At 71.6% G+C, this 21564-nt stretch carries 19 protein-coding genes; 12 read left to right on the plus strand and 7 right to left on the minus strand.

The window, feature by feature from the left end; translation table 11 throughout:
• Positions 1 to 275 precede the first annotated feature (275 nt).
• A complete protein-coding gene (locus tag LG278_RS06660; RefSeq protein ID WP_404392149.1) occupies positions 276 to 1265 on the minus strand; it encodes an esterase/lipase family protein in 990 nt (329 codons plus the stop codon).
• A gap of 79 nt (positions 1266 to 1344) precedes the next feature.
• On the opposite strand from LG278_RS06660, the gene LG278_RS06665 reads away from it, so the two are divergent.
• The 3 genes from LG278_RS06665 (at position 1345) to sucD (ending at position 4137) form a co-directional block, all read left to right on the plus strand.
• Positions 1345 to 1755 carry a cobalamin B12-binding domain-containing protein gene (locus LG278_RS06665; protein WP_404392151.1) on the plus strand — a complete coding sequence of 137 codons (411 nt, stop codon included), beginning with the start codon at positions 1345 to 1347 and terminating at the stop codon, positions 1753 to 1755.
• A gap of 274 nt (positions 1756 to 2029) precedes the next feature.
• Positions 2030 to 3205 (plus strand): ADP-forming succinate--CoA ligase subunit beta, encoded by a 1176-nt coding sequence (sucC, locus tag LG278_RS06670; protein WP_404392153.1) that lies wholly within the window; start codon positions 2030 to 2032, stop codon positions 3203 to 3205.
• 38 nt (positions 3206 to 3243) lie between these two features.
• Positions 3244 to 4137: a succinate--CoA ligase subunit alpha gene (sucD, locus tag LG278_RS06675; RefSeq protein ID WP_404392155.1), complete on the plus strand. Its 894-nt coding sequence runs from the start codon at positions 3244 to 3246 to the stop codon at positions 4135 to 4137.
• A gap of 126 nt (positions 4138 to 4263) precedes the next feature.
• Here sucD and LG278_RS06680 read toward each other — a convergent pair whose 3' ends face one another.
• Complete coding sequence (locus tag LG278_RS06680) at positions 4264 to 4962, minus strand: polysaccharide deacetylase family protein (RefSeq protein WP_404392157.1); 699 nt, start codon at positions 4960 to 4962, stop codon at positions 4264 to 4266.
• 138 nt (positions 4963 to 5100) lie between these two features.
• On the opposite strand from LG278_RS06680, the gene LG278_RS06685 reads away from it, so the two are divergent.
• Positions 5101 to 6540 (plus strand): DUF6350 family protein, encoded by a 1440-nt coding sequence (locus tag LG278_RS06685; protein WP_404392159.1) that lies wholly within the window; start codon positions 5101 to 5103, stop codon positions 6538 to 6540.
• Positions 6541 to 6556: 16 nt separating this feature from the next.
• Here LG278_RS06685 and LG278_RS06690 read toward each other — a convergent pair whose 3' ends face one another.
• Positions 6557 to 6955, minus strand: coding sequence for a hypothetical protein (locus tag LG278_RS06690; RefSeq protein WP_404392161.1), 399 nt, complete (start codon positions 6953 to 6955; stop codon positions 6557 to 6559).
• Positions 6956 to 7050: 95 nt separating this feature from the next.
• On the opposite strand from LG278_RS06690, the gene purN reads away from it, so the two are divergent.
• The 3 genes from purN to LG278_RS06705 all read left to right on the plus strand — a co-directional run bounded on the left by purN (position 7051) and on the right by LG278_RS06705 (position 10783).
• The gene (gene purN / locus LG278_RS06695) at positions 7051 to 7707 is read left to right on the plus strand and encodes a phosphoribosylglycinamide formyltransferase (protein ID WP_404392163.1); all 657 of its coding nucleotides are present in this window, start codon (positions 7051 to 7053) and stop codon (positions 7705 to 7707) included.
• Between the two features lie 158 nt (positions 7708 to 7865).
• Positions 7866 to 9527: a bifunctional phosphoribosylaminoimidazolecarboxamide formyltransferase/IMP cyclohydrolase gene (gene purH / locus LG278_RS06700; RefSeq protein ID WP_404392165.1), complete on the plus strand. Its 1662-nt coding sequence runs from the start codon at positions 7866 to 7868 to the stop codon at positions 9525 to 9527.
• Positions 9528 to 9814: 287 nt separating this feature from the next.
• Positions 9815 to 10783 (plus strand): DMT family transporter, encoded by a 969-nt coding sequence (locus LG278_RS06705; RefSeq protein WP_404392167.1) that lies wholly within the window; start codon positions 9815 to 9817, stop codon positions 10781 to 10783.
• 207 nt (positions 10784 to 10990) lie between these two features.
• Here LG278_RS06705 and LG278_RS06710 read toward each other — a convergent pair whose 3' ends face one another.
• On the minus strand, positions 10991 to 12127 hold the full coding sequence (locus tag LG278_RS06710) for a ring-opening amidohydrolase (RefSeq protein WP_404392169.1): 1137 nt from the start codon (positions 12125 to 12127) through the stop codon (positions 10991 to 10993).
• A 17-nt stretch (positions 12128 to 12144) separates the two neighbouring features.
• The gene (locus LG278_RS06715) at positions 12145 to 13098 is read right to left on the minus strand and encodes a carbamate kinase (protein ID WP_404392171.1); all 954 of its coding nucleotides are present in this window, start codon (positions 13096 to 13098) and stop codon (positions 12145 to 12147) included.
• A 349-nt stretch (positions 13099 to 13447) separates the two neighbouring features.
• On the opposite strand from LG278_RS06715, the gene LG278_RS06720 reads away from it, so the two are divergent.
• Positions 13448 to 13693: a hypothetical protein gene (locus LG278_RS06720; RefSeq protein WP_404392173.1), complete on the plus strand. Its 246-nt coding sequence runs from the start codon at positions 13448 to 13450 to the stop codon at positions 13691 to 13693.
• A gap of 37 nt (positions 13694 to 13730) precedes the next feature.
• Here LG278_RS06720 and LG278_RS06725 read toward each other — a convergent pair whose 3' ends face one another.
• Both LG278_RS06725 and LG278_RS06730 read right to left on the minus strand, forming a co-directional pair.
• The gene (locus LG278_RS06725; RefSeq protein ID WP_404392175.1) at positions 13731 to 15791 is read right to left on the minus strand and encodes a hydantoinase B/oxoprolinase family protein; all 2061 of its coding nucleotides are present in this window, start codon (positions 15789 to 15791) and stop codon (positions 13731 to 13733) included.
• Position 15792: 1 nt separating this feature from the next.
• A complete protein-coding gene (locus tag LG278_RS06730) occupies positions 15793 to 17940 on the minus strand; it encodes a hydantoinase/oxoprolinase family protein (protein WP_404392177.1) in 2148 nt (715 codons plus the stop codon).
• Between the two features lie 129 nt (positions 17941 to 18069).
• Here LG278_RS06730 and LG278_RS06735 point away from each other — a divergent pair, with 129 nt between their 5' ends.
• The 4 genes from LG278_RS06735 (at position 18070) to LG278_RS06750 (ending at position 21534) form a co-directional block, all read left to right on the plus strand.
• Positions 18070 to 18510: a YciI family protein gene (locus LG278_RS06735; protein ID WP_404392179.1), complete on the plus strand. Its 441-nt coding sequence runs from the start codon at positions 18070 to 18072 to the stop codon at positions 18508 to 18510.
• Between the two features lie 35 nt (positions 18511 to 18545).
• A complete protein-coding gene (locus tag LG278_RS06740) occupies positions 18546 to 19730 on the plus strand; it encodes an RNA polymerase sigma factor (protein WP_404392181.1) in 1185 nt (394 codons plus the stop codon).
• A gap of 161 nt (positions 19731 to 19891) precedes the next feature.
• Positions 19892 to 21025 carry a hypothetical protein gene (locus LG278_RS06745; protein WP_404392183.1) on the plus strand — a complete coding sequence of 378 codons (1134 nt, stop codon included), beginning with the start codon at positions 19892 to 19894 and terminating at the stop codon, positions 21023 to 21025.
• A gap of 11 nt (positions 21026 to 21036) precedes the next feature.
• Positions 21037 to 21534, plus strand: coding sequence for an RDD family protein (locus LG278_RS06750; protein WP_404392185.1), 498 nt, complete (start codon positions 21037 to 21039; stop codon positions 21532 to 21534).
• The last annotated feature ends 30 nt before the right edge of the window (positions 21535 to 21564 follow it).

Below are 21564 nucleotides of genomic sequence, written 5' to 3' on the forward strand. Positions count from 1 at the left end.
GACGGCCGACGTAGCTTTGTGACACGAAGAAGTTACCTAACGTTACCGACTGCGAGCCTCAACGGTAACGTGACCGATTCGTTACGCAAAATCGGGTAGGAACGTGGAGGGACCGCCGTCGCGCTGGAGGGGACCGCGACTGGGCTCGACAGTAGGGCATCCAGCGAGCTGCCGACAGCTTTTGTCCCCAGGTATTTCGACCGGTTTCTCTCCGCCCCCGGGAGGGTTCCGGCACAGCGCCCGAACGGCCCTGGGACGCCGTCGCCAGCGCGCATTCAGGACGGCGTCGAGAGCGGCGTGTTGTCGGTGCGGCGAGACGCCGACGTGGTAGTGCGGCGGGTGCGCAGGGAGCTGACGCCGGGGGTCACGGTCGCGCCGGACGTGTCGAGGTGGGCGAGCGCGGCGGAGATGCCGTGCACGACCGAGCCCGTGATCGGCAGGCTCATGTGGCCCACACCGTGCAGGGCGATGTTGTGGACGTTGAGGTCCTCGTGGTGCAGGGCGGCGTTGCGCTGGGGCACGACGACCTGGTCGAGGTCGGACCAGTAGACGATGAAGCGGGTCTGGCAGTCGGTGACGGGACCGGCGAGCTCCTCCATCAGCGCACTGCCGGGTCGCAGCTGCCGCGTGAGGCCGTTGTTCCAGGAGTAGGCGAGGTAGCTGCCGCGGTGGGGGGTGCCGAGGGTCACGAGGGTGTGCACGTGGGCGTCGCCGCCGAGGCGGGTCACGTAGTAGCGCGCGATGAGCCCGCCCATCGAGTGGCCGATGACGTGGATGCGCTCGTAGCCGGTCTCCTCGACAATGCGCTCGACCTCGGCGCCCAGCCGCGCCGCCGCCGACCGGATGTCGTCGGTGAGGATCGAGTAGTTGATCGTCTCGATCTGGCCGAAGCCGCGGCGCACGAGCCCACGGCGCAGCACGGTGAAGATCGAGCGGTTGTCGACCATGCCGTGCACCAGCAGGATCGGGGTCTCGGCCGCCTCGACGTTGTGGATGGCGAGGCCGCGCTGGCTCGGGGGCAGGTGCTCGAGGCGGTAGCCCTGGCGACGGTCGGTGGCTCGCGGTCCGAGCAGCCCGAGGGGGTAGAGCCCGAGGTGCAGCCCCATCCACGTGGCCTCGAGGGCGGCGCCGGCCAGCCCGGTGGGCGTCAGCAGGGCGCCCAGCACGTCGCCCACGGCGGCACGCAAGCCCCCGTGGCCGCCGGGCTCCTCGCCCGCGGCGCCGACTGCGCGCGGCGTCGCTGCCGCTCGTGCTGCCACTCCCACCTGCCGACCGTACCGCCCACGGTGGCGGATGCGTCACTATTGCGCGCCGCGTCTCACGGGGCTGGCTAGAGTGCGCCGCATGAGTGAGACCACCGCGAGCGTGATCCGAGTCGTCGTCGCCAAGCCCGGTCTCGACGGTCATGACCGGGGCGCGAAGGTCGTGGCCCGGGCTCTGCGCGACGCCGGCATGGAGGTCGTCTACACGGGGCTGCACCAGACTCCCGAGCAGATCGTCGAGGCCGCGATCCAGGAGGACGCCGACGTCGTCGGCCTCTCGGTGCTCTCCGGCGCCCACCTCACCCTCTTCGCCCGCGTCGTCGAGCTGCTGCGCGAGCGCGACGCCGCCGACATCATCGTCTTCGGCGGCGGCATCATCCCCGCCGACGACATCCCCGAGCTCGAGGCGCTCGGGGTCGCCAAGATCTTCACGCCCGGCGCCACGACGATGGAGATCGTCGACTGGGTGCGCACGCACGTCCACGCCGACTGACGCCACCGCCACGAGGCGGGCGCCGCGTCTCACGGCTGACGCCAGAGGTATGCGTGTGGCTCGGTCCCCGGGACACGGTCGAGTGTGATCTTCGTCCGTTCCCGCGCTCCCCGGTTCCGTCGTCGCTGCTCACGGGCACTAGAGTCCGGGAGACAGCCTGATTCGGTTGCGCCTCGCGCGCAGGGACCGACCGAGCACCAGCGCGGGGGCCCCGGCACGCCAGAGCGGTGCAGTCGACGACGATACGAATCGACGACGAGGACGGACCCCACCCGTGGATCTCTTCGAGTACCAAGCCCGAGACATGTTCGAGAAGCACGGGGTGCCCGTGCTCGCCGGCGCCATCGCCACCACCCCCGAGGAGGCGCGAGCGGCCGCGGAGCGCATCGGGCCGAAGTCCGGCGGCGTCACAGTCGTCAAGGCGCAGGTCAAGACCGGCGGCCGCGGCAAGGCCGGCGGCGTCAAGGTGACGAAGAGCCCCGACGAGGCGCAGGAGGCGGCCGAGGCGATCCTCGGCATGGACATCAAGGGCCACACCGTGGGCACCGTGATGATCGCCCAGGGCGCCCGCATCGCCGAGGAGTACTACTTCTCCGTGCTGCTCGACCGCGCCAACCGCACCTACCTCGCCATGTGCTCCAAGGAGGGGGGCATGGACATCGAGCAGCTCGCCGTCGAGCGCCCGGACGCGCTGGCCCGCATCGCGGTCGACCCCAACACGGGCATCGACGCCGCCAAGGCGCAGGAGATCGTCGACGCCGCCGGCTTCGACGAGGCCGACAAGGCCGCGATCGCCGACGTCATCCAGAAGCTGTGGACCGTCTACCGCGACGAGGACGCGACGCTCGTCGAGGTCAACCCGCTTGTCAAGACCGAGGACGGCGAGATCGTCGCCCTCGACGGCAAGGTCACGCTCGACGGCAACGCCGACTTCCGCCACCCCGACCACGAGGCGCTCGAGGACAAGGCGCACGCCGACCCGCTCGAGGCGGCCGCCAAGGAGAAGGGCCTCAACTACGTCAAGCTCGACGGCTCCGTCGGCATCATCGGCAACGGCGCCGGGCTCGTCATGAGCACCCTCGACGTCGTCGCCTACGCCGGCGAGGAGTTCGGTGGCCAGAAGCCCGCCAACTTCCTCGACATCGGCGGCGGCGCGAGCGCCGAGGTGATGGCCAACGGGCTGCACATCATCCTGTCGGACCCGCAGGTCAAGAGCGTCTTCGTCAACGTCTTCGGCGGGATCACCTCCTGCGACGCCGTCGCCAACGGCATCGTCGGCGCGCTCGACGCCCTCGGCGACGAGGAGGACCGCCCGCTCGTCGTGCGGCTCGACGGCAACAACGTCGAGGAGGGCCGCGCCATCCTCGCGGCGCGCAACCACCCTCGCGTGATCATCGAAGAGACCATGGACGGCGCGGCCCGCCGGGCCGCCGAGCTGGCCGCGAACTGACCCCGAGTCGATAGAGAAGGAACTGAGGCACATCTGCCATGTCGATCTTTTTGAATGCTGACTCGAAGGTCATCGTCCAGGGCATGACCGGCTCGGAGGGCATGAAGCACACGCAGCGCATGCTCAAGTCCGGCACGGTCATCGTCGGCGGGGTCAACCCCCGCAAGGCCGGAACGACCGTCGACTTCGAGGGCGGCGTCTCCGTCCCCGTCTACGGCACCGTCCAGGAGGCCGTCGAGGCCACCGGCGCCAACGTGTCGGTCATCTTCGTGCCGGCCGCCTTCACCAAGGCCGCCACCATCGAGGCGATCGACGCGGGCATCCCGCTCGCCGTCGTCATCACCGAGGGCGTCGCCGTCAAGGACACCGCCGAGTTCTACAACTACGCCAAGGAGAAGGGCACGACGCGCATCGTCGGCCCCAACTGCCCGGGCCTGATCACCCCCGGCGTCTCCAACGCCGGCATCATCCCGGCCGACATCTCGGGCGGCGGCCGCATCGGCCTCGTCTCGAAGTCGGGCACGCTGACCTACCAGATGATGTACGAGCTGCGTGACTTCGGCTTCAGCTCGGCCGTCGGCATCGGCGGCGACCCCATCATCGGCACGACGCACATCGACTGCCTCGAGGCGTTCCAGAACGACCCCGACACCGATGCGATCGTCATGATCGGCGAGATCGGTGGCGACGCCGAGGAGCGCGCCGCGGCCTACATCAAGGAGCACGTGACCAAGCCGGTCGTCGGCTACGTCGCCGGCTTCACCGCCCCGGAGGGCAAGACGATGGGCCACGCGGGCGCCATCGTCTCGGGCAGCTCGGGCACGGCCCAGGCCAAGCAGGAGGCCCTCGAGGCTGCGGGCGTCAAGGTCGGCAAGACGCCGTCCGAGACCGCCCAGCTCATGCGCGAGATCATGCAGGGCCTCGCCGGCTGAGCACCCTGCGCATCGACGGGCGGGCACTCCTTGCGGGGTGCCCGCCCGTCGGCGTCGCGAGGGGCGGTATGCCGTCCCGCGGGCGTGCGCCGCCGCCCACCGGACGGCATACCCCCGCGTCGGTCGTCAGCAGGCCATCAGGCCGATGACGTAGCCGCGAGCGCGCAGCTTGGGGATGAGGATGTCGAGGGCGGCCACGGTCTGCGACCGGTCCCCACCGCCGTCGTGGAGCAGGATCCGCGACCCGGGGCGGACGTTCGCGAGGACGCGGTTGACGATGGTCCACGTGCCCGGGCGCGACCAGTCACGGGGGTCCACGGTCCACAGGATCTGGCGCTGGCCGCGGCTCGCGATGATCGACGCGATGCGGCTGTTCGTCGCGCCGTAGGGCGGGCGGACGCACCGCGGTCGGTAGCCGAGCGCCGACTCCATCTTGTTGAGCTGCCACGTGACCGAGGTGGTCGACAGGGTCGTGAGGTTGGGATGGCTCCACGTGTGGTTGCCGATGAGGTTGCCGTAGGAGCGCAGCGAGCGGGTGATGGACGGGTAGTAGGAGACGTTCTGCCCGAGCTGGAAGAAGACGCCGCGCACGCCGTACTTGCGCAGGATCGAGAGCACCCGCGGCGTCCACGTGGGGTGTGGCCCGTCGTCGAAGGTGAGATAGACGGTGCCGGCGTAGGCGACCGGCACGGTGGCCACCGTGGGCGGTGCGGTCGGCGCGGCCGCCGTGGGCGGCGACGCCGGTGAGGTGAGGGTGCTCGCCAGTGCGAGCGCGGTGACGAGTGCGGCCATACGGCCGATGAGTGTGATGCGCATGGTGCTCATCCCCCTTCATCCTCAGTGTGTGCCCGGGACCGGATCCACATCGGGAAACGCCAGGTTCCGTCGGCCACACTCCTGGCCCGCAACTGCGGCGGGCCTCGTCGGCGTGGGTGCTCGCTCCGGTGCCCGTCAGTTGTGACCATGGACCGAAGCCCGCCGTCGTCCCCGCAGCACCTCGGCACCGCCCCGCACCACCTCGGCACCACCTCAGGAGTGAGACCACTGCCCACGTCCGTCCGCCCGTCGTCCGCGCTCCCGGCCTCGCTGCGCGCGGGAGCCCTCGCCGCGATCGGCACGTGGGCGGTCGTCGTGCTGCCGGCCCTCGTCGGGTGGGTCGCCGCTCCCGAGAGCTCGGTCGGGTGGTTCTCGGCCGTCTCCGTCGGCAGCGGCATCTGGTTCCTCGGGCACGGTCAGTCGATCGGGGCCGGGGGCGTCGCCGTGTCGCTGACGCCGTTGCTCCTGCTCGCCGTCAACGTCTACATCGCCTACCGCTGGGCCCGCCGGCTCGCCGCGACCCAGCGCGCCGCCGTCGGTGCCGCCGCGTGGAGCGACGTCGCGCTGCGGGGGGTCGTGCCCGGCTTCCTCGGGGGCTACCTGCTGATGGCGGGCGTCTTCGCGCTCTTCACCCTCGGAGGGGTCGCCGCACCGGGCTTCGCCGCCGTGCCGGGCGCGCTCCTCGTGCCGGTGCTCGCGCTCGGCTTCGTCCTCGTGCGGCCCGACGACGAGGAGTCGCCGGCCTTCGTGCGTGCGGTGTTCCGTCGAGGTCCGACCTGGCTCCCGACCGTGTGGCGGGTGGGGTGGCGCGGCGCCGGTCTGCTCCTCGCCGTCGGTGCCGGCGTCGTCGTGCTGCGCCTCGTCCTGACCTTCCCGGCGGTCCTGTCGATCCAGTCCGACTACGGCGTCAACCTCGGCGGCGCAGCCATCGTCGCCCTCGCTCAGCTCGCGCTGCTCGGCAACGCCGTGACCTGGGCCCTCAGCTTCGTCGCAGGTCCGGGCTTCGCCTTGGCGCTCGGGTCGACGGTCTCGCCCGCGGCTGCCGTGCCCGGCCTGCTGCCGCTCGTCCCGGTGCTGGGCGCGGTGCCCGAGGCAGCCGACTACCCGACGGTCCTGTATGCCGTGTTGCTCCTTCCGATCGCCGCCGGAGTGCTCATCGGGCGTGGGGTCGACCAGGAGCTCGAGTTCTTCGGCAACGTGCGCGCCTGGGTCACGGCCACAGCCGTCGCGGCCCTGCTCGCCGTCGCCGTGGTCGTGGCGCTGACCGCGCTCGGCAACGGCGCCGTCGGGGTCGACCGCCTGCGATCCGTCGGGGTGCCGCTGCTGCCCTTCGCCGCCGCGCTCGCCCTCGAGGTGGTCGCCGGCGCACTGCTGTGGGTGGGCTACCTGCTGCTCCGGGAGCGCCACGAGCAGAAGAAGCTCGAGACCGACACTCCCTCGGAGGAGTCCGACTCCGAGGTCGCCACGTCACCCGAGGCAAGCACGGCGGCCCAGGCGACCACGGCCGCCGAGGCGAACCAGCCGGCCGAGGTCTCGGCGACGAAGGCCGAGCCCGAGCCGGCCTCGGTGGCGGAGTCGACCCCCTGACGCGGCAGCTGGCCGGTCAGGGCAGGAGCGAGCCGAGCAGGCCGGTGCGCAGCTGGTCGCACGAGGCGCGGGCTGCGCTGGTGTGCGCCTGGTCGATGCACTGCTCGTAGGAGCTGACCGGGCCGTAGAAGATCGCCTGCACGACGAGCGTCAGCAGCATGGAGACGATGATGCCCAGGCTGAGCGCGGTCCAGAGCTTCTCGCTCGTCGGCCGGTCCTTGAGGAAGCGCAGCAGCTTCACGCTGAGGTAGGCGGCCACGAGCAGCGGCAGCGCCGCGACGAAACGCCGGGGCAGCGGCATCGTGATCGCGATGAGGCCGAGCAGCACGAAGCCGATGAGCGGGAGTGTGCGCTTCGCTCGCTCACGGGCGAGCACGATCTCCTGCTCGCGGGTCGGCTGGGGCGGCTGGGTCATGGCCCCATCCTCGCCCACGACCCCGGTGACTCGGTCACGGGGCCCGCGCTGTCGCCGGTCCGAGCCGACACCGGCCCGTGGCTAGACTCGCCGGTGTGACGACTGCCGCCGCCAGCGAGCCGACCTCGGACGACGGCGGTGACGCCGACGGCGCCGTCCCCGTGGTGGTGCTCGTGTCGGGCTCCGGCACCCTACTGCAGGCGCTCATCGACGCTGCCGCGGATCCGGACTACGGGGTGCACATCGCCGCGGTGGGGGCCGACCGCCCGTGCCGGGGGATCGAGCGCGCCGAGCTGGCCGGCATACCGGCCTTCGTCTGCCGTCCGGCCGACTTCACCGACCGCGCGGCGTGGGACGTCGCGCTCGCTGAGCACGTTGCCGCCGCAGGTCCGCGCTTCGTCGTGACAGCCGGCTTCATGCGGATCCTCGGTCCGGCCACCCTCGGCGCCCAGCCGGTCGTCAACACCCACCCGGCGCTGCTGCCGAGCTTCCCCGGCGCCCACGGGGTGCGCGACGCGCTCGCCTACGGCGTCAAGGTGACCGGCACGACCTGCCACGTCGTCGACGCGGGGGTCGACACCGGTCCCATCATCGAGCAGCGGGTCGTCGCGGTCCGGGGCGACGACACCGAGGAGACGCTCCACGAGCGCATCAAGGTGCAGGAGCGCGACCTGCTCGTCGAGACGGTCAGCCGCCTCGCCCGCGAGGGCTTTGCGGTCGAGGGCCGACGAGTTCGGATCGGGCAGGGCTGACCGCTACGCTGGTCGCACACGACTGGCGCAGGTGGGTGACCACCGGGGAGTGACGTCGGGAGCATCGAACGCCTGGGTGCCTCGCGAGAACGGATGCCGTGGGTCCCATGGGGCCTGCCGCACGCCGCGACCGATGTCACCGACCCAGGAGTGCAGTCATGACCGCCGTCCCGTCCGCCGCCTCGAACCCCAGCGACACGAGCACCGACGGCCGCCGCCCGATCCGGCGGGCCCTCGTCTCCGTCTACGACAAGACGGGACTCGCCGAGCTGGCCACCGCGCTCGACGCGGCCGGCGTCGCCATCGTCTCGACCGGCTCGACCGCGAAGACGATCGCCGCTGCGGGCGTGCCGGTGACGCAGGTCGAGGAGCTGACCGGCTTCCCGGAGTGCCTCGACGGGCGGGTCAAGACGCTGCACCCCAAGGTGCACGCGGGCATCCTCGCCGACACCCGCAACCCCGACCACGTCCAGCAGCTCACCGAGCTCGGTGTCGAGGCGTTCGACCTCGTCGTCGTCAACCTCTACCCCTTCCGCGAGACCGTCGCGTCGGGTGCGAGCGAGGACGAGTGCGTCGAGCAGATCGACATCGGCGGGCCCTCGATGGTGCGCGCCTCCGCCAAGAACCACGCCAGCGTCGCCATCGTGACGAGCCCGGCGGCATACGGACACGTCGTCGAGGCCCTGGGAGCGGGAGGCTTCACGCTCGCCGAGCGCCAACGGTTGGCGGCCGAGGCGTTCGTGCACACGGCGTGCTACGACACCGCCGTCGCGAACTGGATGCAGCGCTTCGCGCCGGTGGACGCCGACACGGTGACCCGCCCTGACGGCACGGGCTTCCCGGCCTGGACCGGCGCGGCGTTCGACCGCTCGGCGGTGCTGCGCTACGGCGAGAACCCGCACCAGCAGGCCGCGCTCTACCGTGACTGGCGGCCGGGGGTGGCCAGCGCCGAGCAGCTGCACGGCAAGGAGATGTCCTACAACAACTACGTCGACACGGACGCCGCGGTGCGCGCCGCCCACGACCACGGCGACCAGCCGACCGTCGCGATCATCAAGCACGCCAACCCGTGCGGCGTCGCCGTCGGCGGCACCATCGAGGAGGCCTACGCTCGGGCCCACGCGACCGACCCGGTCAGCGCCTACGGCGGCATCATCGCCGCCAACCGCACCGTGACCGCGGCGATGGCGACGGCTGCCAAGCCGGTCTTCACCGAGGTCATCATCGCGCCGGACTACGAGCCCGCGGCCCTCGAGATCCTCACCGCCAAGAAGAACCTCCGCATCCTGCGGCTGCCCGCCGGCCTGGCCGAGGCCGCCGCCCCGATCGAGACCCGACCCATCAGCGGGGGCCTGCTCATGCAGACGGTCGACACCGTCGAGGCCGTCGTCCGCGGGGACGCCGACGACGTGACCGGCGGCGACGACGCTGCCCACTGGCGGCTGGTGGCGGGCGAGAGCGCCGACGAGGCGACGCTCGCCGACCTCCAGTTCGCGTGGCGGGCGATCCGCGCCGTCAAGTCCAACGCGATCCTGCTCGCGCACGACGGCGCCGCGGTCGGCGTCGGGATGGGGCAGGTCAACCGCGTCGACTCCTGCTACCTCGCGGTGCGGCGCGCGGGTGAGGAGCGGGCGCGGGGCTCGGTCGCCGCGTCCGACGCGTTCTTCCCCTTCGCCGACGGGCTGCAGATCCTGCTCGACGCCGGGGTGCGCGCCGTGGTCGCGCCCGGCGGCTCGATCCGCGACGACGAGGTCATCGCGGCTGCCCAGGCGGCCGGCGTCACGATGTACTTCACCGGCACACGCCACTTCGCCCACTGACCACCCCGATCAAGAGAGCCATTCCGCGCGGTTCTCGGGGCCCGCGGGGTCGCGCTCGTGGGGCGCGGAACTGCTCACTCGATCAGGGGGGCTGGCCGACTGACCCATCCGATCGAGAGAGCAGTTCCGCGCGGGGTCTCAGCCAATCGAAAGAGCAGTCTTGCGCGGCCTCGGGGCCCGAGCGGTCGCCCTCGTGGGGCGCGGAACTGCTCTCTCGATAGGGGACTGTGCGATCGGGTGGTGGGCCACGTGGTGCGGCGCAGGCACCGAATGGCAGGCTGGCCCGCATGACGAACACCCCCCTGGCCGGCAGCCGCAGCGCCGGCCGCAGTGACCTCACCTGGCTCGTCGCGCTGGCCGCGTCGCTCTGGGGCCTGTCGGCGCTCTGGCGTGGACCGTTGGCCAAGGAGTATCCGGCCCTCGCCATCGTCTTCTGGGAGCACCTCGTGCTCGTCGTGCTCGTCAGCCCGTGGATCGTGCCCGCCGTGCGACGGCTGCTCGCGTCGAGCACCCGCACCAAGGTGAGCGTGCTCGTCATCGGTGCCGGCTCGTCCGCGCTGGCGACGACGCTCTTCACGGCTGCCTTCCGGATGGGCGACCCCATCACCCCGCAGGTGCTCCAGAAGCTGCAGCCGCTCATCGCCTTGGCGCTCGCAGCCCTGCTGCTGGGCGAGCGGCTGAAGCGCAGCTTCGCCTACTTCGCCGTGCCCGCGATCGTCGGCGCGTGGTTGCTCGCGTTCGCCGACCCGCTCGGGGTCAGTGTCGCGAGCGCGACCGCTGCCGCCCTCGCCGTCGGTGCCGCGGCCCTGTGGGCGGCCGGCACGGTGCTGGGACGGGCCGCGAGCGCCGAGCTCAGCTTCTCCGACCTCACCGCCCTGCGCTTCTCCGTGGGCCTGCTCACCCTGCTCGCGCTCAGCGGTGCGACCTCGACCTCGCTCGCCATCGGCATGGACGCGGTGCCCAACATCCTGCTGCTCGCGGTCTTCCCCGGCCTGCTCGCCCTGCTGCTCTACTACCGGGCTCTCGGCCGCACCCCCGCGTCGCGCGCCACGCTGGCGGAGCTGGCCTTCCCGCTCACCGCGGCCGTCGTCGGTGTCGTCGCGCTCGATGCGACGCTGGCGGGGTCGCAGTGGCTCGGCTTCGCGATCGTGCTGGTGTCGGTGGTCGGCCTCGCAGTGCACGAGCACCGGTCGGAGCGGCCCTCGGTGGCGGTCCCCGACCGCGCCGACGAGGCATTGGTCCCCACCGACCGCTGACCCCGCCGCCCTCACGTCGAGTGGGCACTTTGCATCACAGTCCAAGGTCGAGTGGGCACTTTCCACCCGACGGGCACGATGGAAAGTGCCCACTCGACGTGACGCGGGGTCGCGAGGGCGCCTTTCCGCCCGACGATCCGGGTGCAAAGTGCCCACTCGATGTCACGCAGAGTCGAGTGGGCACTTTCCATCGCCGTCGGGGGCGGGTCAGCGGGTCCAGGTGTAGCCGGTCGGCTCGCCCTGACCGAGGTCGACGATGGCGGCCACCGGGCCACCGCCGTCCGGGCCCTGGTGGGCGGCCGAGACCGAGACGAAGACCGCGGGGTCGCCCGTCACCGAGGCGGTGACGCCGCCCACGGCCGACTTGATCTGCCGGTGCCAGTGCACGTCGGAGTCGTCGAGCATGGCGTTGCGTCGACCGTGCACCTGCCCGTCCTGGCTCACCTCGCACTTGAGGAAGACGTTGACGAGCCGGCCCTGCAGGTCACTCGAGTGCGGGCGCTCCGGCAGCTCGAGCCCGGCGTCCTTGATGGCCTCCCAGATGCCGTCGGCGTCGAGGGCGTCGCGCATCACGGAGTGCCCGATGCGGTAGCGGCCACCCACGCCGCGGGCGTTGCCGACGACGACGACCTGGGCCTGGTCGAGCTCGACACCGGAGCTGCACGACGCGACAGCCGAGAAGAGCGAGCGGTCGTGCATGATGTCGGCGTCCGTCGGCATCTCGATCTCGCCGAGGGCGACCGCGATGCCCAGGGCGGTCGTGCCGTTGGAGAGGTCCATCGACTCGTGCGTGTGCTCCGTCCAGACCCGGTGCCCGCGCGACTTCGCGTCGCGGATCGTGTGGATGGTCAGCAGTGGGGTCTTGGTCTGCACGTAGTGCACGTCGGCGGGGTCGGTGATGCCGGCCCGCTCCATGGCCACCCGCACGGCGTCGGCCACCTTGGTCACCATCGCGACGTAGCCGATCTCCTCGGGCAGCAGCCGCTCGCTCATCGCGAAGCCCACGGTGAGCCGCAGGTCCTCGGAGGGCTCTGCCTGCTCGGCCGGCACGGTCGCAAAGATCGTCGCGTGCGGACTGATGACACCGTCGGTGCCACCCGACCAGACGATGGGGACCTGCCGCACCTGGTCGGCCGGGGCGCCCTTGTCGACGAGCACCTCGCGGAATGCCTTGTCCGCGATGATGCGCGTGTAGTCGTTGACCCCGCCGTTGCCCTCGGTCTTGCCGATGATGGCGACGACACGGTCGGCCGCCATGACGCCGTCGTCGATGAGCTGCGCCAGCTCTGAGGCATCGGCGACGGAGTGGATGGGAACCTTGCGGACCTCGATGGCTTCGGGCACGTGGATGACCTTTCTCTTCAGGGGTTCTCGACGATGGTGCCGACGCGGCCGGCCGTGCCGACGTCTGCGGCGAGGGTGTCGGCGATGCGGTGCAGCTCGGTGATGACAGCTCGCGAGCCACCCGAGCGCACGAAGCGGAGCGCGGCCTCGACCTTGGGGCCCATCGAGCCCGAGGCGAACTCGCCCTGGGCGGCATACGCCTCGAGGTCGGACGGGGTCACCGACCCGAGAGCGCGCTCGTGCGCCGTGCCCCAGCCGATGGCGACGTGCTCGACGTCGGTGGCGATGACGAGGGCGTCCGCCCTGACGTCCGTCGCGAGGAGCGCGGCCGTGAGGTCTTTGTCGATGACGGCCTCGACGCCGCGCAAGGTGCCGTCGGGGTGTCGCACGACGGGTATGCCGCCCCCGCCCGCCGCGACCACGACGTGGCCGGCGGCGAGCAACGTCAGCACGGTCGGCGTCTCGAGCACCTCGAGGGGCTCGGGCGACGCGACCACGCGGCGCCAGCCCTGGGTGCCACGGTCCTCCCACCTCTCACCGTGGTCCATGAGCACCTGCGCCTGGTCGCGAGGGAGGTAGCGTCCGACCGGCTTGGTCGGGCGGCCAAAACCCGGGTCGTCGGAGTCGACACGGGTGCGCGACACCAGTGCGGCGATGGGACGCACGACCCCACGCGTCGCTAGGGCTGCCTCGAGGGAGTTGAGGATGGTGAAGCCGATGGTGCCCTGGGTCTGGGCGCCGCACCAGTCGAGCGGGACCGGTGGCACGACGTGCGCGGCGAGCGCGTTCTTGACGAGCAGGTTGCCGACCTGCGGGCCGTTGCCGTGCGTGACGACGACCTCGTGCCCGGCCGCGACGAGCTCGGCGACCGGCTCCATCGCCACGGCGATGGCGGCACTCTGCGCCTCCGGGCCCGCGCTGCCGTCCGATCCGATCATGGCGTTGCCGCCGAGCGCCACGACGAGCCTCATGGGGCTGCCCGGAGGCGGCTGGCGCTGGTCATGCGGCGAGCCTAGGCAGCAGATCGATGGAGTCGCGTTGTCACGTCCTGCCTAATGGAGCGGGTGCGGTTGGCACATCTTCGTCGAGTGGGCACTTTTCCCCCGGCCATGTGCCCGGTGGAAAGTGCCCACTCGACGTGGGGGGGGGCGGTGGGAAGTGCCCACTCGACGTGGGGGGGGCGGTGGGAAGTGCCCACTCGACGTGGTGGGGTGTCCTGCGCGGAGGGTGGGGCGCGGCCCCCGTTGGGTAGGGGAGCGGATGTAATCTCCTCGGAGAGAGAGCAGGCGGCGCTCGCTGCCGTCGTCACGGAGGTGGACTGTGGGACCCGGAGTCGTGCTTGCGGTGCTGGGGGCGATCCTCACCTTCGCCGTGCGGGCAAACACCTCGGTCATCAACCTGACCGTCGTCGGCATCATCCTCATGGTGGCGGGGGCCGGCATGATCTGGCATGCCCGCAAGGGCACCCGGCGTCAGCGCATCGTCACACGCGAGGAACGACCCGCGGGCTCCTCCACGCCGACGCACACGGTGCGCCAGACCATCGAGGAGCGCGACATCGAGTGACCGACTGTCGTCCTGACCGCCCACCCTGCCGTGACGGTCAGAGCCAGTCGACCTCGGCGCTGGTGCGTCCCTCGGCCAGGGCGGCATACCCCGGCCCCCGGTCGAAGAAGGGCAGCTCGGCCTCGCGCGCACCTCTTAGCTGCTCGCGCAGCGCGTCGGTGGCGGCGGCGTCGACGACCGGGTCGTCGATCGTGCCGGTGGCGACGACGCCGTAGTCGCGCCGTGCGCCCTCGAACGAGACCTTGCCCCAGCGCAGGTCGCGCTCGACGTCCTCGAGGGGGCGCTCGAGCGGGTCGCCCCAGCCACCGCCGCCCGTCGTGCGGATGCGGATGACCTGGCCCGCCCGCACCGGCTCCGCGTCGGCGAGGGCGTCGACGACGCGCTCGTCGGGGCCGCCGAGGTCGACGGTCACCTCGAAGGAGCGGCCGGCCCTGCCTCCCCTGACGCCCCAGCACGCGAGGATCGAGCGGTCGGCGATCGACATGAAGTGGGCGTCCTCGAGCATGCGGAGGTGCTTCTCGTAGCCGAGCCCGCCCCGGTGGAGGCCCGCGCCGCCCGAGTCGACGGCGAGCCCGAGTCGCTCGACGATGAACGGGAAGCGGCTCTCGGTGAACTCCGTCGGCAGGTTGCGGCTGTCGGGCACGACGTGGATCGTGTCCTCGCCGTCGGCGTAGTAGCGCCCGCCCGACCCGCCGCCGAGCACCTCGCGCATCAGGTAGTCGTTGCCGTCGCGGTCCTTGCCATAGACGCCGGTGTAGCGGATCGTCTCCTGGTCGGCCGGCATGCGCCCGTCGACAGCCTTGGCGACGACCCCGGCAAGCACCCCGAGCAGCCGGAGGATGACGAAGGTGCGCGCGTTGGTCGGCGCGGGATAGATGGGCGTCAGCAGGGTCCCCTTCTCGGGGAAGCGCATCTCGATGAGCGGCACGATGCCCTCGTTGACGTCGAGCTCGGCCATCCGCTCCGGGGTGTCGGCGAGGTTGCGCAGGATCGGCGCGAGCCACTTCTTGAGGAAGTTGCCGCCGACGTAGTCACCACAGTGGTTGATCGGTCCCTTGGCCTGCGGTGCCGTGCCCGTGAAGTCGATGACCAGCCTGGGCCCGCCGTCGGGGTACTGGTCGGGATGTCCGGGCCCACCGGTCGACTCCTTCGTCAGCGTGATCCGCTGCGTGTGCAGCCGCGGCTCGTCGACGCCGTCGTGCTCCGCGTAGTCCTCCCAGACGTAGGTGCCGTCGGGGATCTTGCTGAGGATCTCGCGACGGTAGGTCTCCGTCGTGCGATCGAGGATGGCGTCGAAGGCGGCCTCGATCGCGTCGCGGCCGTAGCGCGCGAAGAGCTCACCGAGGCGGCGCGCCCCCATGAGGCAGGCGGAGCACTCGGCGTCGAGGTCGGCGGCGAGGCTGTCGGGCATCCGGCTGTTGCGCGTCATGATGCGCAGGGCCGCCTGATTGGCAACTCCCTTGTCCCACAGCTTGATCGGGGGAACGGAGAGCCCCTCCTCGAAGACGGAGCGCGCGTTGCTCGGCATCGATCCGGGCACCGCGCCGCCGATGTCGTCGTGGTGCCCGAAGGCCTGCACGAAGGCGACCACCTCACCGTCGGAGAAGACGGGCACGGTGACGCAGAGGTCGGGCAGGTGGCCGATGCCGCCCTCTGACTCGTAGACGTCGTTGTGGAAGTAGACGTCGCCCTCGCCCATCTCGGCGAGCGGGAAGTCGCGCACCACGGGGTGCACGAGCGCGCTGTAGGAGCGCCCGGTCAGCTTGCGCAGCTGCCGGTCGTGGATGCCGGCCCGGAAGTCGTGCGCGTCGCGGATCATCGGTGACCGCGACGTGCGGGCGATCGCCGTCTCGACCTCCATCTCGACGCTGGCGAGGGTGCCCTCGACGATCTCGAGGAGGATCGGGTCGACCGTGCTGCCCGCCGCCGTCAGCCGGTTGCCGTGCTCATAGGCGGTGGGTAGCCCCGCCGGGTTGACGGGCGCATCGTCACCCCGCGCCGGTATGCCGTCCGGCTGGCTCGCGGGTCGCGTCCCCCCGTGCCCGGCTCGGTCGGCAGGGGCGAGCCGCACGGCGGCCGTCTGGCAGGAGAAGCACATGTCAGGCCTCCGTGGCTTCGGAGCTCTTGGTGATGACGAGGTTGCCCAGCGCGTCGACGCGCAGCCGGAAGCCGGGGTGCAGGGGCACGGTGGAGCCGAACTCCTCGATGACAGCGGGCCCCTCGATCGTGTCGCCGGCCAGCAGCGCGGGCCGCCACCACAGGTCGGTCTCGACGTCACCGTCGTCGGAGTCGAAGCAGACGGGCCGCCTGCCCCGGTGGGCGCGCTCGGCGACGGTCGCCGGGGAGGTCGCGGCGTCCGCGAGCTGCGGCAGGGTCGGCCGGGTGATCGGGCCGATGCCCGTGATGCGCAGGTTGACCCATTCCACCTGCTGGCGTGGGTCGTCGCGGAAGTCGTAGCCGTAGAGCGCGCGGTGCTCGTCGTGGAAGCGTGACGCGATGTCAGCGGCATACCCCTCGTCGACGAGGCCCTCCGGGGCTGCGACGCGGACCTCGTAGGCCTGGCCGAAGTAGCGCAGGTCGACCGTCCGCGTGTAGCGATGGGCGTCGCTCGGGAAGCCTTCTGCACCAAGGGCGCTCGCTGCCCGCGCGGTGAGCTCGTCGAAGGTCCGCTGCACGGCGGCGTGGTCCAGCGCGTGGTGGCGTGCGACGGCGGTCTGCACGTAGTCGTTCTTGACGTCCACGGTGAGCAGGCCGAAGGCCGAGACGTTGCCGGGGTGCTGCGGCACGACGACACCGGCGAGTCCGAGGATGTCGACGAGGCGGCACGCCAGCAGCGAGCCCGAGCCACCGAAGGTCGCCAGCATGAAGTCGCGCACGTCGAGACCGCGCTTGACCGAGACCTGGCGCAGGGCGTTCGCCTGGTTCCACGCCGAGATCTCGAGGATGCCTGTCGCACAGCGCTGCAGATCGAGCCCGAGCCGGTCGGCGAGTGCGGCGACACCCGCGCGCGCAGCCTCGACGTCGAGGGGGATCTCGCCGCCGAGCAGGTGCGGGGGGATGCGGCCCAGGGTCAGGTGCGCGTCGGTGATGGTGGCCTCTGTGCCGCCCTTGGCGTAGCAGAGCGGGCCGGGGTCGGCGCCGGCCGACTGAGGCCCGACCTTGAGCGACCCCTCGGGCGAGATCCACGCGATGGACCCGCCGCCCGCCCCGACGGTGACGACGTCGATCATCGGGATCTTGCTCGGGTAGGCCCCGACGGTGCCCTCGGTGGTCAGGGTCGGCTCGCCGGCGAGCACGACCGAGACGTCGGTCGACGTGCCGCCGCCGTCGCAGGTCAGCACGCGGTCGAAGCCGGCGCGGCTCGCGATGAGGCCGGCCCCGAGCGCCCCCGCGGCCGGCCCGGACAGGACGGTCGTGATCGGCTGGTTGACCACCTCGTCGGCCGACAGCACCCCGCCGTTGCTCTTCATCACCCAGAACGGCAGCACACGGGGGGCTCCGCCTCCCGTGTCCTCCCCGGAGGGCCCGGGAGTCTGGCTGACGAACTCCGTGAGTCGGGTGCGGATGTTGGCGACGTAGCGCGACACACTGGGCTTCACTGCGGCGTCGACGAGGGTCGTCATCGACCGTTCGTACTCGCGATACTCCCGGAGCACCTCCGAGCTGATCGAGACGACGGCGTCGGGGTGCTCGCGGCGGAGGATCGCGCGCATCGCGCGCTCGTGGCCGTCGTCGGCGTAGGAGTGCAGGAAGCAGACCCCGATCGTCGTGATGCCGCGCCCCTTGAACCATCGGGCCACCTGGACGGCGCGGTCCTCGTCGAAGGGACGGATCTCTTTGCCCTGGAAGTCGATCCGACCCCCGACCGTCTTCACGCGGTCGGCGGGGACGATGCGCGGCGGCTTGACCCAGAAGTAAGAGTTGCCGTAGCCGTCGGGCACCGCCTGGCGGGCGATCTCGAGGATGAACTCGTAGCCCTCGGTCGTGATGAAGCCCAGCGCCTCGACCTTGCCCTCGAGGAGCTTGTTGGTCGCGACCGTCGTCCCGTGCGAGACGGCCGAGATGTCGTCACCACTCGCGTCCATGAGGTCGAGCACCTTGCTCACCCCAGCGAGGAAGCCGTCGGCGGGGTTGCCCGGTGTCGAGGGGGTTTTCGTCGTGACGAGCTCACCCGAGTCCTCGTCGAGCGCGACGACATCGGTGAACGTGCCGCCCGTGTCGATGCCGATGCGGATCCGTCGCGTCATGTGAAGAATCCAACCCAGCCGCCCGAGCGGTGGCGTTGGCACAACCTGCCAATGTCGAGAAGCATGCGTCGGCTCCGTCTGAGGGGTGAGCGTGCCACGCTGGCACGACGTCACGAAGGAGAGAGAGTCATGGCCAAGTACCTGATCGGTGTCGACTTCCAGCCCGGAACCGTCGACACCCCCATGTCGGAATGGACGCCCGAGGAGGTGCAGGCGCACCTCGACTACTACGGCGCCCTCAACGACGAGCTCGTCGCGCGTGGCGAGCTCGTCGACGTGACGATCCTCACCGGGCCCGACCTGGCCAAGATCGTGCGGTCCGACGGCGGCGCCCCAGTCGTCACGGACGGGCCGTTCCAGGAGTTCAAGGAGTGGCTGGCCGGCTTCCAGATCGTCGAGGTCGACTCCGAGGAGCGCGCCATCGAGATCGCCGCGAAGGTGTCGGCGGTGCCGGGGCCCGGTGGCGTCCCCTTCGGCCAGCCCATCCACGTGCGCCGGGTCATGGACGACAACCCGTCGGGCCCTGACGAGATGGACGACTTCCTGCGCACGGCCGAGGGAGCGCCCTGAGGTCGACACCAGAGGTCGATGACCTGCTGCGCGCCTTGGCGCCGCAGGTCGTCGGCGTGGTCAGCCGCCGCTTCGGCGACTTCGACGGTGCCGAGGACGCGACCCAGGAGGCTCTCATCGCCGCCGCCCGGCGGTGGCCGGAGGACGGCGTGCCCGACGAGCCCCGCGCATGGCTCGTGCGCGCCGCCTCGCGGCGCCTCGTCGACGCCTGGCGCAGCGATGCCGCCCGGCGTGAGCGTGAGGCCCGGGTCATCGCGTGGGACGTGCCCGCCGCGGATCCTCCCGACCACGACGACAGCCTGACCGTGCTCTTCCTGTGCTGCCACCCGTTGCTGACCCCGGCGTCGGCGATCGCCCTGACGCTGCGCGCCGTGGGTGGCCTCACCACGGCTGAGATCGCGCACGCCTTCCTCGTGCCCGAGTCGACCTTGGCGCAGCGGATCAGTCGCGCCAAGGCGCAGCTGCGCCAGTCGGGCGACGGTTTCCGTATGCCGTCCGGCGCGGACCGCGACCATCGCCTGCGGTCGGTGCTCCACGTCCTCTACCTCATGTTCAAAGAGGGCTACACCAGCATGCAGGGGGAGTCGCTGCATCGGATCGAGCTCTCCGGTGAGGCGATCCGGCTGGCGCGGCTCCTGACCGAGAGGCTGCCCGACGAGCCGGAGGGGCTGGGACTGCTCGCCCTCATGCTGCTGATCGACGCTCGTCGGCCGGCGCGGACCGACACGCAGGGCGACCTCGTGCCGCTGCCGGAGCAGGATCGCACGCTCTGGGACGAGGCGCTCATGGCCGAGGGCGTCTCCATCCTTGGTCGGGCCATGGCGCAGCGTGCGGTGGGGGAGTATCAGCTCCAGGCCGCCATCGCGGCGGTGCACGACCGCGCAGCCACGGCGGACGCGACGGACTGGCGCGAGATCTGCGTGCTCTACGAGCTGCTCGAGGGCGTCACCGGCAGCGCCGTCGTCACCCTCAACCGTGCGGTGGCCGTGGCCATGGCTGACGGGCCGGTCGAGGGACTGCGGGTGGTCGACGAGGTGGCCGACCGTCTCGGTGGCACCCAGCGATGGCTGAGCGTGCGCGGCCACCTCCTCGAGAGGTCGGGAGACGTCGACGGCGCAGCCGAGCACCTCGAGCGCGCGGCGGCGCTGGCCGTGAACCTCTCCGAGCAGCGCCATCTGGTGACCCAGGTCCGCCGCCTGCGCCGCCTGCCGCGCCCGTGACGCACCGACGCAGGTGAGACGGCTCGCGCCGGTGCACGGTGCGGGCCGAGGCGCGCTGCGTCGAACCGGCTGTCGGGTCACCCCATGGAGGTGACCCACGAAGGGCGCGGCAGGCGGATGATGGACGTGTTGGCCCACCACACCGTCGTCAGGAGGCCCTCGTGCTCCTCGGACCGCCGGATGCCTCTGCATCCGAGGCACCCCCGACGCCGCGCGCTCCTGGAGGCCGCGCCGGGTGGAGCGGAGTCGACGCGGTCGACGCAGTGCTCGGCCTGGCTGTCGGGGTGATCGAGGCGGCTCGTCGGGCCGGCGACCTGCCGCTCATCGGCGGGCCCGTGCGGGCCGTTGCGGCCGTGCCGGGGTCGGTCGCCCGGGCAGCCCGAGCCCAGCCGTGGGTCGACGGCCTCGTCGAGCGTGGCGACCGCGAGCGGCGACAGGCCTTGAGCCTGGCGCACTCCCTCGCGCGCCGCGCCGCCCCCGGACTCGTCGACGCCCTGCTCGATCTGGTCGACGTCACCGAGCTGGTCCGCCGGCACGTCGACCTCGATGCGCTCGCGGCAGATCTCGATGTCGACGCGGTGGTCGCGCGGGCCGACCTGCAGAAGGCGATCGACCGGGTCGACCTCGACGGCGTCGTGGCGGGGGTCGACCTGCAGCGCATCATCGACCGGATCGACGTCGACGCGATCATCGCGCGCGCCAACATCCAGGCCGTCATCGACCGGGTGGACGTCGACGCGGTCGTGGCGCGGGCCGACCTGCAGAAGGCGATCGACCGGGTCGACCTCGACGGCGTCGTGGCGGGGGTCGACCTGCAGCGTGTCATCGACCGGATCGACGTCGACGCCATCGTGGCGGGCGTCGACCTGCAGGCCGTCATCGACCGGGTGGACGTCGACGCAGTGGTCGCCAAGGCAGACCTGCAGGCGGTCATCGACCGGGTGGATGTCGATGCAGTGGTCGCTCGGGCCGACCTGCAGAAGGCGATCGACCGCGTCGACATCGATGCGGTCGTGGCCAGGGCCGACTTCGATGCGGTGATCGCCAAGCTCGACCTCATCGAGCTGGCCGAGTTCGTCGTCGAGGGCATCGACCTGCCGGGCATCATCCGCAGCTCGACCGGCTCGATGGCCTCCGAGGGCCTGCGTGAGGTGCGGCGCCAGGGCATCGGCGCCGACGAACGGGTGGCGCATGTCGTCGACCGGTTGCTCCACCGGCAGGAGCGGGCCCCCGGCCAGCCCCTGCCGCGTCTCGGCGACGGTCAGCCTGCTGCTCCGCGCGAGCACGGTCAGTGAGGCGCGGCGACGTGGACCCACCCGAGGAGGAGCTGCCGGGCCATGCGGCACGTGTCACGGTCCCGCCGGCGGCCCGCGCCGTGCAGGGCCACCGCGCCGGCATCGTGACGAGGGTGCTCGCGGCGTCGATCGACGGCGCCGTCGCTGTCGCGGCCGTCGGCCTGGGGTATGCCGGGGCGGTCGCCGCCTACTTCGTGCTGAGCCCGCGGGCGTTCAGCTTCCCCGACCCCGGCTTCGGGCCGCTCTTCGCCTGCTTCCTCGGCTTCCTCGTCCTCTACTTCACCCTCGCCTGGGCGACCACCGGCCGCACCTACGGCGCCCGCCTGCTGGGCCTTCGGGTCGTCAGCGCGCGGGGTGGACGGGTCCGTCCCGTCGTCGCCCTGATGCGATCGCTGCTCTGCGTCTTCGTGCCCGTGGTGCTCTTCTGGGTGATCATCAGCCGCGAGAACCGTTCGGCCGCCGACCTCCTCCTGCGCACCTCCGTCGTCTACGACTGGGCCGCGTCCTAGCGCGACCCGGTCGTCCCGGCTGGGCGCCCC

Source organism: Humibacillus xanthopallidus (assembly GCF_044793955.1).
Taxonomy (GTDB): Bacteria; Actinomycetota; Actinomycetes; order Actinomycetales; family Dermatophilaceae; genus Humibacillus; species Humibacillus xanthopallidus_C.

What these genes read in the sequence shown, in the direction of transcription:
- LG278_RS06665 (WP_404392151.1), top strand. Translation starts at nt 1,345, where the DNA reads ATGAGTGAGACCACCGCGAGCGTGATCCGAGTCGTCGTCGCCAAGCCC.
- sucD (WP_404392155.1), top strand. Translation starts at nt 3,244, where the DNA reads ATGTCGATCTTTTTGAATGCTGACTCGAAGGTCATCGTCCAGGGCATG.
- LG278_RS06680 (WP_404392157.1), bottom strand. Translation starts at nt 4,962, where the DNA reads ATGAGCACCATGCGCATCACACTCATCGGCCGTATGGCCGCACTCGTC.
- LG278_RS06685 (WP_404392159.1), top strand. Translation starts at nt 5,101, where the DNA reads ATGGACCGAAGCCCGCCGTCGTCCCCGCAGCACCTCGGCACCGCCCCG.
- LG278_RS06690 (WP_404392161.1), bottom strand. Translation starts at nt 6,955, where the DNA reads ATGACCCAGCCGCCCCAGCCGACCCGCGAGCAGGAGATCGTGCTCGCC.
- purH (WP_404392165.1), top strand. Translation starts at nt 7,866, where the DNA reads ATGACCGCCGTCCCGTCCGCCGCCTCGAACCCCAGCGACACGAGCACC.
- LG278_RS06705 (WP_404392167.1), top strand. Translation starts at nt 9,815, where the DNA reads ATGACGAACACCCCCCTGGCCGGCAGCCGCAGCGCCGGCCGCAGTGAC.
- LG278_RS06715 (WP_404392171.1), bottom strand. Translation starts at nt 13,098, where the DNA reads ATGAGGCTCGTCGTGGCGCTCGGCGGCAACGCCATGATCGGATCGGAC.
- LG278_RS06725 (WP_404392175.1), bottom strand. Translation starts at nt 15,791, where the DNA reads ATGTGCTTCTCCTGCCAGACGGCCGCCGTGCGGCTCGCCCCTGCCGAC.
- LG278_RS06730 (WP_404392177.1), bottom strand. Translation starts at nt 17,940, where the DNA reads ATGACGCGACGGATCCGCATCGGCATCGACACGGGCGGCACGTTCACC.
- LG278_RS06735 (WP_404392179.1), top strand. Translation starts at nt 18,070, where the DNA reads ATGGCCAAGTACCTGATCGGTGTCGACTTCCAGCCCGGAACCGTCGAC.